The sequence below is a fragment of the Spiroplasma endosymbiont of Dactylopius coccus genome (assembly GCF_977110965.1).
This window is the reverse complement of the sequence record NZ_OZ373019.1, coordinates 1,076,944-1,091,955: the sequence shown is the minus strand read 5'-3', so window position 1 is coordinate 1,091,955 and position 15,012 is coordinate 1,076,944. Positions and strand designations below refer to the sequence as shown.

The following is a 15,012-nucleotide window of genomic DNA, read 5'->3' as shown; positions in this document are numbered from 1 at the left end:
AAAGATTCCAAACAGGTTCTAAAAGAAATTGTGAGGCTTTTTAGAAATCTGTGTATCTTTGTTTTACAAAGTACTAGTTAAGATTAATTCTATCTTCAAATTTTATCATAAAATGAGCAATTGCTGTATTTCAATTTTGAATGGGCATTGTTCATTTTTTTGTTATATTTTCAATTGCTAAATAAAATATTTTCAATTCTTCCATATCATTAGGAAAAACTTTTTTATTTCTGATAACTTTTCGTAATTGACTATTAACAGATTCAATAGCATTTGTGGTATAAATTACTCTTTTAATTTCTGTTGGATAACTAATAAAAACTATCAAATTTTCTCAATTTTTATATCAAGATTTAGCAATTTGAGGATATTGTTTATTTCACTTATTTTCAAATGTTTCTAAAGCCTGCATTGCTTGTTCTTCACTACATGCAGTATAAATTGGTTTTAAATCTGCAACTAGAGATTTTCTATGCTTATATGAGACATATTTCAAACTATTTCTAATTTGATGAACGATGCATAATTGATGTTCTGTTTTAGGATAAACTGATTGTATTGCTTCTGACATTCCTGTTAAATTATCATTACAAGCAATAAGAATATCATTTAAGCCTCGATTTTTCATTTCTGTGAAATTGGCTAATCAAAATTTAGAACCTTCATTTTCACTAATTCATAAGCCTAAAACATCTTTTTTACCTTCTAAATCAACTCCTAAAGCTATATACACAGATTTGTTAATAATGCGTTTATCTTGTCGTATTTTAACTACTATGCAATCAAAATAAACAATCGGATAAATACTATCTAATGGTCGATTTTGCCATGCTTTTACATCATCAATAACATCATCAGTAATTTGACTAATAACACTTTCACTAATATCAGCACCATGATATAACTCTTGTAATTGCATTCTAATATCTGATAATGTCATACCTTTTGCATATAAAGAAAGAACTTGTTGATCAAAACCATCAAATCTTCTTTGTCTTTTTGCAATTATTACAGGATTAAAATTACTATTGCGATCTCGTGGTACATCAATCTCAATTTTACCTTGTTGAGTTATTAATTTTTTTGAACTTATACCATTACGAGCATTGTCACTATTACTATGTTGATTCTTATCATATCCTAAATAATTTTGCATCTCAGAATTCAACATTTTTTCTACTAATCTTTTTGTTAATTCTTTATACAAACCTCCCTCTTTAAAAACTGTTGTTAAATCTTCAGTATTTTCTAATAATAAATCTACTGCTTTTGATATTGGATCATTATTATTAATATTTTGCTTTTTAGCCATCTGTAATTCACTCTTTCTAGGTTTATTATAGAATTAATTAAACATAGTTATTTTTGTAAGTTACACAGATTACTAAACATTACCGAAATTGTAATTGCAATCTATCGTTTTTACATTTGTGGTAAGTTTGATTTATTCGGATTTATTAATAAATTATTTAAAGTTGCATTATTAATTTTATTAACATCTATATTTATTTCACTATTTGATTTTCTTATATATAATTCTTTTACTTTTTTAATATTTCCAAAAAGTTCTTTTGATATTTTTATAAAAAAATCATTTTTTTCTTTAATTATTTTATTTTTATCAATTTTTCCAAAAGTAAATATTTTTAATATTAAATAACTAATTTTTTTAAATTTGCTAATCTTTTGTTTTTTTAAATTTTCATTAATATCAACAATAGTAGTTTGAGCTAAATTAACTCTATTACTAATAATTTCTGGAGTAAATTGATTTTTATCAATGATTATTTTTATCAATTCTTTATTAATTCATTCATATTCTTCTTGTAAATTTTTATTCATTTTTTCATCCTTTCAAAATAAAAACTCATTTACTTTGAAATTAAAGCAATGAGTTAAAAACTTATATTAAGTTTAATTAAATTATACAAAAAAAATCCTATATTAAAAACAGGAATTAAAATTTTAAAGGTTATTTGGAATTTGTGTTTATTTAACAGTGTAACTTTCCAAAATAATTTAATTTTTTGATAAATATTTTTAGGAAATTTTCATTCGATATTGACACAGGATTAAAATTACTATTGCGATCTCGTGGTACATCAATCTCAATTTTACCTTGTTGAGTTATTAATTTTTTTGAACTTATACCATTACGAGCATTGTCACTATTACTATGTTGATTCTTATCATATCCTAAATAATTTTGCATCTCAGAATTCAACATTTTTTCTACTAATCTTTTTGTTAATTCTTTATACAAACCTCCCTCTTTAAAAACTGTTGTTAAATCTTCAGTATTTTCTAATAATAAATCTACTGCTTTTGATATTGGATCATTATTATTAATATTTTGCTTTTTAGCCATCTGTAATTCACTCTTTCTAGGTTTATTATAGAATTAATTAAACATAGTTATTTTTGTAAGTTACACAGATTACTAAACATTACCGCAATTATCAACGATAAAAAAATATATAATTTTTAATTCCTTTTATGACAATAATAATTTTATTAAAATATTAAAATAAACATTAATATTTTAATTTTAAAAAATGTATTTTTACCTATATGAATTTCCTTTTGCTTTTTATAAAAAAATAAGTTACAATTCTTAGTGAATATTTAATTATTATTTAGTTTAAGGAGAATAACAATCAAATGCGTAAATTAATCACTTTATTTTCAACACTTAGTTTACTTTCTTCTTCTGTGAGTACTATTGTGGCTTGTGGTACTGGAGATGGTTCAAAAATTCAAACAAATTTTGAAAACGAGCCATCAAACAAAGAAGGTGATCCGTTAGTTGATTATGTTTATAATAAATACTATCAATATGATACTAAACTTTTATACAAACCACTCGCTGCATTTATGCAACTAGCAGCAGACAAAATTAGAATTGATCGTAATGCATTAGAAGTTACAGATGCCGCTAGGGATTTTTATAATAGTGACCAATATAAATCAGGTAATTATGAGAGTATTAATTATAATGTTAATAATGATCCAGATAAAGTAATGAATGAACCATTTAGTTGTAAAGATGCAAATGGAAGTCTTTTAGTTTTTGGTTTAACTGATAATGATATATCTAAACAGCAATATTATGGTTATTGATATGTTACATATGAAACAGCAACAGAAGCAGAAAACCCTTCAAAAGTTGCTAAAACTAGTATTGTTTCACCAAAAATTACTGACTTTAAAGATGATAAAAATAAAACCATTATTAAAAAAGGTTGAATTCATTTATTCTTTATAATGAAAGATTCAAAAATGAACAAGACTTTTAAAATTGATTTTAATATTCAAATTGATGTAATTTTTAGTTTATGAGTTGATAAAAATAAAAAAGAAATAGTTGTTATTAATCCAAATACTATTGATAAAGCTTTGGGTGATGTTGATTTTCGTAACCCAGATAAAGTGGTTCATGAAAGAATAAATAACATGGCTTTTTCAGAATTATAATGATAAATATTAAAATTGTTTGTATTGGCCAGTTGTCACAAACATATTGAAAATCAGCCGCCAAAGATTATTTAGAACGAATTAAAAAGCGAACTAATATTGAAACAAAAAATATTATCGAATCTAAATTAAATTCAATTCCTAATAATATTAAAATTGAAACTAATAAAATCACCGAATACATATCAAAGAATAATGATTATCAATGATTTTTATTAGATTTATCAGGGCAATTAATAAGTAGTGAACAATTATCAGAGATGATTAATAAAAATCAAATTTATCAACAAGGTAAAATTGGTTTTATTATTGGCGGTAGTAATGGTGTAGCACAAATATTAAAAGACAATATTAATTTAATTAAAATTTCCTTTGGTAAAATAACATTACCTCATCAATTATGTTATGTTGTTTTATTAGAACAAATATATCGTTCATTACAAATACTTAATAATCAAAGTTATCATAAGTAGTAGGTGAAAAAAATGTATAATAAAACTTTATTTGTTGATTCCTCATGATTAGAATTTTTTCAACAAGAATATAAAGAAGCATATTTTACTAAATTATTAGAAGATATTAAAAAGGAATATCAAACTTATCTTTGTTATCCTCAATGAGAAGAAATATTTCAAGCTTTTAAAATAACTCCTTTATCAAAGGTTAAAGTAATAATATTAGGTCAAGATCCTTATCATCAGCCAAATCAAGCTCATGGCTTAGCATTTAGTGTTCAAACAAATACTCCATTACCACCAAGTTTAAAAAACATTTTTCAAGAACTAAAAAATGATTTAAATATTGAAAAAGATAATGATGGTAATTTAACAACTTGAGCTAAACAGGGAGTTTTGCTTTTAAATACAACTTTAACTGTCAGACAAAGTCAACCTAATAGTCATTTACAATATCAATGAGTAACTTTTACTGATCATGTTTTATCATTTTTAAATTTAAATTGTACTAATCTTGTTTTTATTTTATGAGGTAAAAATGCAAGAAATAAAAAAATGCTAATTGATACAGAAAAACATTTTATTATTGAGAGTGCACATCCTTCACCTTTAAGTGCTTATAATGGTTTTTTTAATTCAAGACCATTTAGCAAAACTAATAATTGATTGATTTCAAAAAATAAAACTACCATTAAGTGATAAAAATAAAAAAATACTAATTTTATTATATGTATTTAAGCAAACAATGTTATGATATATTTGTTAAAATTAATATAGTTTTAAAGAATATTTCGGGAATGGTGGTTATTTAAATGCCCAATAATTTAATATTTAATCACATATTTTCTCAACGATATGGTTTAAATACCTTAAATTTATTTAGTAGATCTACAGCTATTTATTTAATTATTACTTTAAGTAGCATAATGTTAGCATATATTTTAATGAATAGTTTTTGAAAATGATTTCGTAAAGATAAATATAAAGGTGTTCGTTTTACTACTAAAAATATTGCTTATATAACAATGTTATCTTCAGTATCAGCTGTGGCAACTATTATTGTTTCTATTACGATACCCATTACAGTATTACCACCAATTAGAATTGCTTTTGAGGGTTTAATGATTAAAATAACCGGTTATATGTTTGGTCCAATTATAGGTATTATTTGTGCTGCAGTAACAGATATTTTAGTAATGTTATTTGTTCCTTCATATATTAGTGTTTATTATATGTTTTGTATTATTTTTACTGGTTTTTTGGCAGGAATTGCTGGAATATTTAAAGTAAAACTAAAAGATTATCCATGAGTTATTTTTGCTTTAATTAATTTTTTTATTATTTTCTTTGCTGGTGGCGGCATGTATATTGTTATTTCAGGTAAGCAATCATCATATTCTATGTCAGGAATTATTGTTAATAAATATGTTCTGGCTAGTATTATGGGTGGTGGTGGCATTATTGGCCTATTAAGTATTTATAGTGTTTTATTTTATTATTTATTGAAAAAAGAAATTTATAGAATTAAAGAAATTTTACCAATTATTTTATTAGCGGTAGTAGCTGAGTATGTAACAACAGTGCTTATAGCCTCCTATGCTGATATGACTTTATTTGATCCTAATGCCAAGGATTATGGAGTAACAGCAATTATGAGAATTGTGCAAGCACCTCTTAAAATTATAATTAATTCAATTATAATTTATGTGACTTGAAGAACCGTTAATCCTTTAATTAATATTGATAATAATAATTATTAAATAAAGGATTTTAAAAATATGAATGAAGAATTTTTTAAAAAAATATCTAAATATTCAAATAAAGATTGTTTAAAAAAATTAAAAATTATTAGTCCAAAATATTTAAACAATAATATTAAGTATATTCATGTAACTGGAACAAATGGTAAAGGTTCAGTATCGCGTTTAATTTTTGCTATATTATCACAAACCTTAAAACAAAAAATTGGTTTGTTTACTTCTCCCCATATTGAGTTTGTTAATGAACGAATTATTGTTAATGATAGAATGATTAGTAATCAAGATTTAGTTCGTATTAGAGACTTGATTTTTGATGATATTGAATATTATCAATTAGGTTTTTTTGGTATTTTAACTTTAATTGCATTAATTTATTTTCAAGAACAAAATGTGCAATGAGCAATAATTGAAGTTGGGATTGGTGGAAAAATTGATCCTACAAATATCATTGATGCAACATATGCTATTATCACTTCAATTGGTAAAGATCATCAAGATAGACTTGGTAAAACTACATCTGAAATATTACATCAAAAATTGGGAATAGTAAAACCAATGACAAAAAATCTTTTTATTTCAGGTAATTTAAATAATAAATTAAAAAAGCAAATTGATATGGAAGGTTATAAACCTATATATTCTCCAATATTAATCAACCAACCATACTATCAAGAAAATAAAAAATTAGTTTTAACAGTAATTTCAAAAACATTTTTAGAAATTAATATTAAACAAGCTTTAAAAATCATTAATGATACTAATATTAGATTACGATTTGAGAAATATCAAATTAATGATAAAACTATTTATTTTGATGCTGCTCATAATATTGATGGTATTAAAGCATTAATTAAAACGCTAAAAATTAATAAAATTATTCCTCAACAAATTATATTTTCTTGTTTAAAAAATAAATATCCACAAAAATTAATTAGTTGTTTAAAAAAAGTCTCAGATAATATTATTATTTGTAGTAATAGTAATTTAAATAGTATTACTGGTAAATTTTTTGATTATCAAAAAATGATTGAATGTAGCCCTCATAAAATAATTTTAATTACGGGTTCTTGTTATTTTTTGGCAGATGTTTATAATTATTTAAGAACAAAGAAAATAATTATGATAAAAAAGGGTGGTAATTAAATGAATGTGTTGTTATTGAATATAATTAGTGGACTGTTAATTTTAATTACTTTTTTATTGATCACAGTTTTTGATTATAAAGATAATAAAAAAAAGATAAAGCAAATAAAATTTATTTGCTTAAGTGGAATAATGTTAGCATTAGCTGTTTCTTTAAATACAACAGGTGCTTTAATGTTAAAAAGTTTACCATTTTCTAAATATTTTGAAATTAAATTGGGTAATTTTATATTAGTTTTAATAGGTTTCTTTTGTGGTGGAATATTAGGATTTCTTAGTGGTATTGCCAGTGATTTTTTAGGTTTATTATTTAGTACTAGTGGTGCATCACCATGTTTATTTTTTACTTTTACTAGTATTTTATGATGTATATTACCTTACTATTTAGTATTAAATTTTAGTAAAATTTATTATAGTAAAAAGACAATTTATTGATATTTGCCAATTGCTTATGCTATTACTTCATTAATTATTACTGGTACTGATCCTATTGCATTAAAAATATTATTTCCTGGATTACCACCTTTATGATTAATGTATTTTCCATTAAGAGTTATAAAATATCCTATTGATTTAACGGTTAATGTTTTTTTAATTATTACTTGTTATTCTGCATTAAAGAAAACTTTAAATTTAGAAAATCAATTTAAAAAATATTATTTCGCTACAGATCCGCAATCTTTACAATATAATACAGTACCTGAAGAATAAACCAAAAAATAATTATTTAATTAAAATTTCTGATATTTTTTGTAACATTTTTAAATTTATCTCTTTATTGAGAATATATTAAATTAATAGTAATTTTTTAATATTACTATTTTAATTTTAATAGCATGTTTATTTTTATTGATATAGAAATCATGTAAAATGATTGTATTAAAATAATTAAAGATTAGGTGGTAAAGATATATGAAGAAATTACTAAGTAGTCTAGCAGTAGTAACTTTAATTGGAGTAACAAGTATAAGTGTCGTCACTTGTGGTGGAGAAAGACCTTCACCAGTAGAAAAAACTGATTTAAATACAGTTATTATTAAAAAGGAATTAGGTATTATTTACATTGGTCAATTGGACAAACCAAATAAATCTGAAATTTTAAAAGCCATTAAAGATAAAAATAAAGAAGCAATTGATCTAACTGAAGATGATTTTGATATTAAAAGTTTTATTGACACTACAAAAATTATTATTAATGGTAAAGGTACTTATAAAAACGAAGTTTCTTTATCTTGTACTATTACTAATTTTAAAAAAATTTCTAATTGAGAAGATAATAATGGTGCAGTTCATGCTCTAGTAAATATTAATGGTGTGCTTTATGTGGGAACATCAATTTTTGGTAAAGGAAATTTATATAAAAGTAATAGTGATGGCAAATTTGAATTAATGAATAATTGAAAACAAGACAATGGTGCAGTTTGGGTTTTAACAAATATTAATGGTGTACTTTATGTAGGAACATCAACTGCTAATAAAAAGGGAAATTTATATAAAATAAATACTAATGATATTAATGCTAAGATTGAGCCAGTTTCTACTTGAAATAATACTAATGGTGAAGTTTCAAGTTTAACAAATGTTGATAGTACACTTTATGTAGGAATAACAAATAATAATGGTGAAGGAAAAATATATAAAAGTAAAACTGATAAAAGTTTTGGATTGATGCTTGGTTGAGAGAGTACTAATGGTGCAGTTTGAAGTTTAACAAATATTAATGATACTATTTATATAGGAACAATAACTTCTGTTAATAAAGGAAATTTATATATAACTGAAAAAAAATAAAAACATAAAAATGATATCTATCAAAAATTATGAAATTTCAAATAATTAATACTTTTTTAATTATTAATGATTCTCTTTGTTAAAGAGAGTTTTAAATTTAAAAAATTATTTTGTTACAGATTGATATTCTTTACAGTATAATAGAGTATATGAAAACTAAACTTTATTAAGAAGGGTTAATTAAATGATTAAAATTTATGATAGTTTTTCACAAAGATTGCAACTGCTTGCCACTAATAAAAAGCAAGTTAATATGTATTTATGTGGTCCTACTGTTTATAACTATATTCATGTTGGCAATATTCGTGGTGTGCTTGTTTTTGATGTTTTACATCGTTTGTTAATTCATCAAAATTATAAAATAAATTATGTTCATAATATTACTGATATTGATGATAAAATTATTAAGAAAGCTGCGGATTTAAAAATAACAGAACAACAAGTTACTGAAAAATATACGTTAGCATATTATGAAGACTTAGAAAAATTAAATATTATTTTTCCTACAAAATTACCAAAAGTAAGTGAATATATTTCAAAGATTATTGAATTTATTAATAAATTAATTATTAAAGATTATGCATATGTTACGGCTGGTGATGTTTATTTTAAAGTTAATAAGTTAAAAGATTATGGAAGTTTGGCACATAAAAATATTGAAGATTTAATTCCAAATTTTAGAATTAAAAATTTAGTTACTAAAGAAAATAATCTAGATTTTGCTTTGTGAAAATCAACAACAATAGGTATTAGTTGAAATAGTCCGTGAGGAAAAGGAAGACCTGGTTGACATACTGAGTGTGCTTGTTTTGTTGAGGATTTATTTAATGGTCAAACTATTGATTTACATGGTGGTGGTGTTGATTTAAAATTTCCTCATCATGAAAATGAACGAGCTCAATTTGTTGCAGCTAATAATAAAAAAATGTCAAATATTTGATGACATAATGGTCATGTTAATATTACTAATGAAAAAATGTCAAAATCTTTAAATAATTTTATTTTGGTTAAAGAATTTTGTCAGCAAAATCATCCGAATGTATTGCGATATTTAATATTAAATCGTGATCATCAACAACCAATTGATTTCAATAAGGAAACAATTGAAAATGGATTAGTGTCAACAAAAAAATATGAAAATGTTTTAAAACAATGAACATATCAAATATTTATTAACAATATAATATGTAATAATAATCATCATTCAATTTATTATAAACAAATTATTAAAAATTTATCAAATAATATTGATACAACTAATACTATTACTTTAATTGAAAATATGATTAAAAAATTAAATGAAGCACTTATTAAAAAAAATTTTAATGAAGAATTTCAAGAAATTTTTTATACTTTTACCTTTGCTTTAAAAATATTAGGATTTGATTTTAAAGTTGGTAATTATTCTGAAAAGATTAAAAATAAAATTAAAATATGAGAACAACTAAAAAAGGAAAAACAATACCAAGAAGCTGATAAAATTCGTCAAGAATTAAAAGATTTGAATATTATTTAAAGGAGCAAAATTATGGCATTACAATATATTTATGGTTATCACCCTATTATTGCTGCATTATCAACATCATCATTAATAAAAATTAAAAAAGTTTTTTTAGTTCAAGATAAGTACCAAGAATTAAAAAAAGATTTAAAAAGTGTAAATATTCCTTATGAAATTATTAGTTTACAAGCAATGAATAATCTATTAGGTACTACTAAACATCAAAATATTGCGGCTAATGTTAAAGACTATCAATATTTTTCTTTTGATGAATTAATTAATATTGGTTCAACATCTAAATTTTTAAGAATTTTAATTTTAGATCGTATTTCTGATCCACATAATTTTGGTTCAATGTTAAGAATTGCAGCGGGTAATGACTTTGATGGTGTAATTGTTTTAAATCGTAATCAATCTGAAATAAACGGTGCAGTTGCAAAGGCTGCAGCCGGTGCTCTAAGTATTATTCCAATTTGTCAAGTTAATAATTTAACTTCCGCAATTAATAATTTACAAGAAAAATATAAATTTTGAATTTTGGCTGCTGCTAAAACAGCAAAAGCAATTGATTATTTTACTATTGATTGTAGTAGCAACTTAGCATTAATTATTGGTAATGAAGGTGAAGGGATAAGTTCAAAGTTATTAAAACATACCGATTATATTGTTCAAATACCAATAAGTCCAAAAATAGAATCATTTAATGCTAGCGTTGCTTGTGGTATTATTGCAAACTATATTTACGTTGAAACGTTAAAATTATCGTAAATTTTAAGAACCTATATTTTTTGATAATATTTAAATTTATGAAAAAATAAAATATTTTTTTAAAAAGATAGTTTTATATTTTAGGTGTAAATTTTTTTTCTTTATTTATTGGATTTGGTTCTGAAAATTTTCATTTTTTTTCTTTTAAATTTTTGCATATATTTATTTGATCAATTAAATGGTTTTCTAATTCTTTACAATTGTTTTTAATATTTGTATAGTCAGAATTTATCTTATTTATTTTATTATTAATACATTTGTTTTTATCTTTAATTCAAAAAGTAAAAAAATTAATAAAAAAATTTTTATATTTATTTATTTTACTTTTTTCTAATTGTTCTATTTTTATTGTTATTTTCTTTTCTAACATTTCTTCCAAAGTTCAAATTTTTGATCTTAGTTCTAAAATATTTGAAGAAAGTAATATTATTTTAGGAGTGTTATTGTTTTCATTAGTTAATTTCTCTAATTCTTTATCTTTTTCTTCACTTATTTTTTTTAATTTTGATAAAATTTTTTGTTCATTATAGAAGAAAAAAATCGCTATTTTCAATATCTGTACTGTTATTACTTGGATAATGATTTTTTCTACGTTTAAATAAGTTTTTTAAATATTTGGGAGCGTACCGATGTTGTCTATAACATTCAATTATTGTCTTTAAATTATAAGTTTAGACGAGAATAATTTAGACTTCAATATGCAATTGTACGTTAATCTTAACACTTGAAAAATATTATTCAACAATAATACTTATATTGTGTCATTATTTAGTGATAATTTCCTATTAGTTATCGAGTAAAAATTTCCCAAAAGTGAAGTTAAATATACTTGGTGATAAATATGGAAAGAAGCATGAATATGAAAGAAAAATATAAATATAAGATTATAAACGACATTACTATTAAAAAATTATCTAAGAACCTGTTTGGAATCTTTTAGAACCTGTTTGGAATCTTTTAAACATAATTAAACTAAAAAAGGGAATAATTATTTCTAACCTGACAGTTAATTAACATTTTATTTTCTTTGTCATTTTTTTGTTAAAAAGATTTTATCATTTGACAACTTATCGATTAAAAATTTATTTTTCAACTATAAAATAACATTTATGATATTAATTTAATCAAAAATAAGTTAAAAAAGATCCTAAACAGGTTCTTATATCTTAGTTACAATAATCAAATGTATGAACTAAAAGAAATAGCTTTAAAACCAATTATCAAAGAAAATTTAATAAAAACTAAAAAAGTTTATATACCCAATAAAAATCATCCTTGAAGATATGGATATTAATAATTCCTAATTAAAGTTATATAAGATTTACATTTTGTGAATACTAAACAATATAAATTTTTAAATCATTTGTATATGGGCAAATTTGGTGACCTAAAATTGATTTTAAATATAAAAGAAATTGTAATTGCAGAGGCTTTTTAGAAATCTGTGTATCTTTGTTTTACAAAGTACTAGTTAAGATTAATTCTATCTTCAAATTTTATCATAAAATGAGCAATTGCTGTATTTCAATTTTGAATGGGCATTGTTCATTTTTTTGTTATATTTTCAATTGCTAAATAAAATATTTTCAATTCTTCCATATCATTAGGAAAAACTTTTTTATTTCTGATAACTTTTCGTAATTGACTATTAACAGATTCAATAGCATTTGTGGTATAAATTACTCTTTTAATTTCTGTTGGATAACTAATAAAAAATATCAAATTTTCTCAATTTTTATATCAAGATTTAGCAATTTGAGTATATTGTTTATTTCATTTATTTTCAAATGTTTCTAAAGCCTGCATTGCTTGTTCTTCACTACATGCAGTATAAATTGTTTTTAAATCTGCAACTAGAGATTTTCTATGCTTATATGAGACATATTTCAAACTATTTCTAATTTGATGAACGATGCATAATTGATGTTCTGTTTTAGGATAAACTGATTGTATTGCTTCTGACATTCCTGTTAAATTATCACTACAAGCAATAAGAATATCATTTAAGCCTCGATTTTTCATTTCTGTGAAATTGGCTAATCAAAATTTAGAACCTTCATTTTCACTAATTCATAAGCCTAAAACATCTTTTTACCTTCTAAATCAACTCCTAAAGCTATATACACAGATTTGTTAATAATGCGTTTATCTTGTCGTATTTTAACTACTATGCAATCAAAATAAACAATCGGATAAATACTATCTAATGGTCGATTTTGCCATGCTTTTACATCATCAATAACATCATCAGTAATTTGACTAATAACACTTTCACTAATATCAGCACCATGATATAACTCTTGTAATTGCATTCTAATATCTGATAATGTCATACCTTTTGCATATAAAGAAAGAACTTGTTGATCAAAACCATCAAATCTTCTTTGTCTTTTTGCAATTATTAAAGGATTAAAATTACTATTGCGATCTCGTGGTACATCAATCTCAATTTTACCTTGTTGAGTTATTAATTTTTTTGAACTTATACCATTACGAGCATTGTCACTATTACTATGTTGATTCTTATCATATCCTAAATAATTTTGCATCTCAGAATTCAACATTTTTTCTACTAATCTTTTTGTTAATTCTTTATACAAACCTCCCTCTTTAAAAACTGTTGTTAAATCTTCAGTATTTTCTAATAATAAATCTACTGCTTTTGATATTGGATCATGGGAGATTGTCAAAAATCCGGAATAAATTACTTCATACACAGTCTTATTATAAATTTAGACAAGAAATAATTTGGATTTTTATGAAATTGTATATTCATCTTACTATTTTTTAAAAGATAATACAACTAAAATACTTATTTTTAAAAAAAGTAAAATTTTAACTTATAATAATTGTATCTCTGTATTTATTTTATTACATTTAAAAATAACCATTTTAATATAAATTGAAATATTATAAGTTCTATCACCAAGCATTTCTTTTAAAACGTGTCAAATATTAGTTTCAGTAAAGCAACCAATATTTCATTTTGCACCTTGATTTTCAATACCTTGTTTATTATTTTTAAAATATTTTTTCTTTAATTTTTTATGATTATCTAATTCTTTATATAAATAATCAATTAATTGTTTATAATTACCATTATTAATTAAATTTTTACAATGATTATATTCTTTTAAATATTTTCCTTTATTTCCCGCCATTATTCCAAGATATAATGTTCTAATTAAATGAAATTTATCTAAAACAAACTGTGCACCTAAATAATCAGCAACTTCTTTAATTCATCCTGCACTATCACCACAAATAATAATTTTTGCTTGTTCAATATTTTCATAAAATTTTTGACAATGCTCTTTAACAAATTCAGCAGTCTTTTTAACTCCAATTACTGTTCTTGTTGGTTTTATAATTGCCTTTACTCTTTTATTTTGTACTTTGTGATTAATATTATCTGTATATGTTACTATTAATCGCATAGAGTGTTTTATACCTTTACGTTTAAAATTTCAAAATTTTCGATGACCATCATCAATTGCTACAAAAATAGGTTGATTTTTTTCTAATTTTACTTTTTCTGGATTTGCTTCAATTACTTCTAAATTTTTAAAAACTCTATGAACAGTACTAACACCAATACCTGCTTTTTTACAAATAGCACAAATATCATGATATCTTTTTCCATCAGCAAAATATTCAATAATAGTTTGTTCAACATCTTCACCAATTCTTTTATATTTAGGTAATTTTAGTCATTCATCAACTAAACAAACACGAACTCATTTTTGTAATTTTTCATCAAAATATTCATAAATTCTTCTTTTATAAGTTACCATTCCATATAATGTTTTTCTTGTTCGATATTGATAATCAACAATTTTATATTTCTTTTTATCTCTTGTATTTTTTATTCTTCAATCTCATTTTTCTCATTTTTTTGTTATATGTTCTAAAACTAATTTATCAATTTTTGCATTTTGTTCTCTAAAATTTCATTTATAATTAAAATTCACATTTACTTCTCCTAACTTTTTTTAAATTTTAAATTTATTGTAAATATATTTAAAAAATTAATTTACTTTTTTATTATATAAATATATAAGTGTAATTTAAAATTAAATAAAAATTATTTAAAAAACAACTTTCATATTTAAAATATAAT

13 protein-coding genes and 3 pseudogenes are annotated in these 15,012 nt (G+C 22.8%); 10 read left to right on the top strand and 6 right to left on the bottom strand.

Annotated elements, in window-relative coordinates:
- Window positions 1-73: 73 nt before the first annotated feature.
- From ACXUB0_RS06815 to ACXUB0_RS06805, 3 genes and pseudogenes are all read right to left on the bottom strand, one after another.
- Window positions 74-1,312: an IS256 family transposase gene (locus ACXUB0_RS06815; protein WP_458258201.1), complete on the bottom strand. Its 1,239-nt coding sequence runs from the start codon at window positions 1,310-1,312 to the stop codon at window positions 74-76.
- A 110-nt stretch (window positions 1,313-1,422) separates the two neighbouring features.
- The gene (locus ACXUB0_RS06810) at window positions 1,423-1,842 is read right to left on the bottom strand and encodes a hypothetical protein (RefSeq protein ID WP_458257688.1); all 420 of its coding nucleotides are present in this window, start codon (window positions 1,840-1,842) and stop codon (window positions 1,423-1,425) included.
- Between the two features lie 214 nt (window positions 1,843-2,056).
- Window positions 2,057-2,368 (bottom strand): annotated as a pseudogene (locus ACXUB0_RS06805) (transposase); the annotation flags it as partial.
- Between the two features lie 293 nt (window positions 2,369-2,661).
- Between ACXUB0_RS06805 and ACXUB0_RS06800 the strand changes: the two are divergent.
- The 9 genes from ACXUB0_RS06800 to rlmB all read left to right on the top strand — a co-directional run bounded on the left by ACXUB0_RS06800 (window position 2,662) and on the right by rlmB (window position 10,892).
- Window positions 2,662-3,474, top strand: a complete 813-nt coding sequence (locus ACXUB0_RS06800; protein WP_458258200.1) for a hypothetical protein — start codon at window positions 2,662-2,664, stop codon at window positions 3,472-3,474.
- A complete protein-coding gene (locus ACXUB0_RS06795) occupies window positions 3,474-3,947 on the top strand; it encodes a 23S rRNA (pseudouridine(1915)-N(3))-methyltransferase RlmH (RefSeq protein ID WP_458258199.1) in 474 nt (157 codons plus the stop codon). The genes ACXUB0_RS06800 and ACXUB0_RS06795 overlap by 1 nt, the downstream gene beginning before the upstream one ends.
- Before the next feature lie 12 nt (window positions 3,948-3,959).
- Entirely contained in the window at window positions 3,960-4,631 is a 672-nt protein-coding gene (locus tag ACXUB0_RS06790) for a uracil-DNA glycosylase (protein ID WP_458258198.1), read from the top strand.
- A gap of 224 nt (window positions 4,632-4,855) precedes the next feature.
- Complete coding sequence (locus ACXUB0_RS06785; RefSeq protein WP_458258197.1) at window positions 4,856-5,689, top strand: hypothetical protein; 834 nt, start codon at window positions 4,856-4,858, stop codon at window positions 5,687-5,689.
- Window positions 5,690-5,707: 18 nt separating this feature from the next.
- Window positions 5,708-6,832 (top strand): bifunctional folylpolyglutamate synthase/dihydrofolate synthase, encoded by a 1,125-nt coding sequence (locus ACXUB0_RS06780; RefSeq protein ID WP_458258196.1) that lies wholly within the window; start codon window positions 5,708-5,710, stop codon window positions 6,830-6,832.
- A gap of 132 nt (window positions 6,833-6,964) precedes the next feature.
- On the top strand, window positions 6,965-7,543 hold the full coding sequence (locus ACXUB0_RS06775; RefSeq protein WP_458258195.1) for a hypothetical protein: 579 nt from the start codon (window positions 6,965-6,967) through the stop codon (window positions 7,541-7,543).
- 201 nt (window positions 7,544-7,744) lie between these two features.
- Window positions 7,745-8,623, top strand: coding sequence for a hypothetical protein (locus tag ACXUB0_RS06770; protein ID WP_458258194.1), 879 nt, complete (start codon window positions 7,745-7,747; stop codon window positions 8,621-8,623).
- Between the two features lie 184 nt (window positions 8,624-8,807).
- Window positions 8,808-10,139, top strand: coding sequence for a cysteine--tRNA ligase (cysS, locus tag ACXUB0_RS06765; protein ID WP_458258193.1), 1,332 nt, complete (start codon window positions 8,808-8,810; stop codon window positions 10,137-10,139).
- Window positions 10,140-10,151: 12 nt separating this feature from the next.
- Complete coding sequence (rlmB, locus tag ACXUB0_RS06760) at window positions 10,152-10,892, top strand: 23S rRNA (guanosine(2251)-2'-O)-methyltransferase RlmB (RefSeq protein ID WP_458258192.1); 741 nt, start codon at window positions 10,152-10,154, stop codon at window positions 10,890-10,892.
- A gap of 73 nt (window positions 10,893-10,965) precedes the next feature.
- Here the strand turns inward: rlmB and ACXUB0_RS06755 are convergent, their stop codons facing one another.
- Entirely contained in the window at window positions 10,966-11,445 is a 480-nt protein-coding gene (locus tag ACXUB0_RS06755; RefSeq protein ID WP_458258191.1) for a hypothetical protein, read from the bottom strand.
- Between the two features lie 606 nt (window positions 11,446-12,051).
- Between ACXUB0_RS06755 and ACXUB0_RS06750 the strand changes: the two are divergent.
- Window positions 12,052-12,186: pseudogene (locus ACXUB0_RS06750) on the top strand (ISNCY family transposase); the annotation flags it as partial.
- Window positions 12,187-12,359: 173 nt separating this feature from the next.
- Here ACXUB0_RS06750 and ACXUB0_RS06745 read toward each other — a convergent pair.
- Together ACXUB0_RS06745 and ACXUB0_RS06740 are read right to left on the bottom strand one after the other, a co-directional pair.
- Window positions 12,360-13,582, bottom strand: a pseudogene (locus ACXUB0_RS06745) (IS256 family transposase).
- A 150-nt stretch (window positions 13,583-13,732) separates the two neighbouring features.
- Entirely contained in the window at window positions 13,733-14,863 is a 1,131-nt protein-coding gene (locus ACXUB0_RS06740; protein WP_458258190.1) for an Mbov_0401 family ICE element transposase-like protein, read from the bottom strand.
- Window positions 14,864-15,012 lie beyond the last annotated feature (149 nt).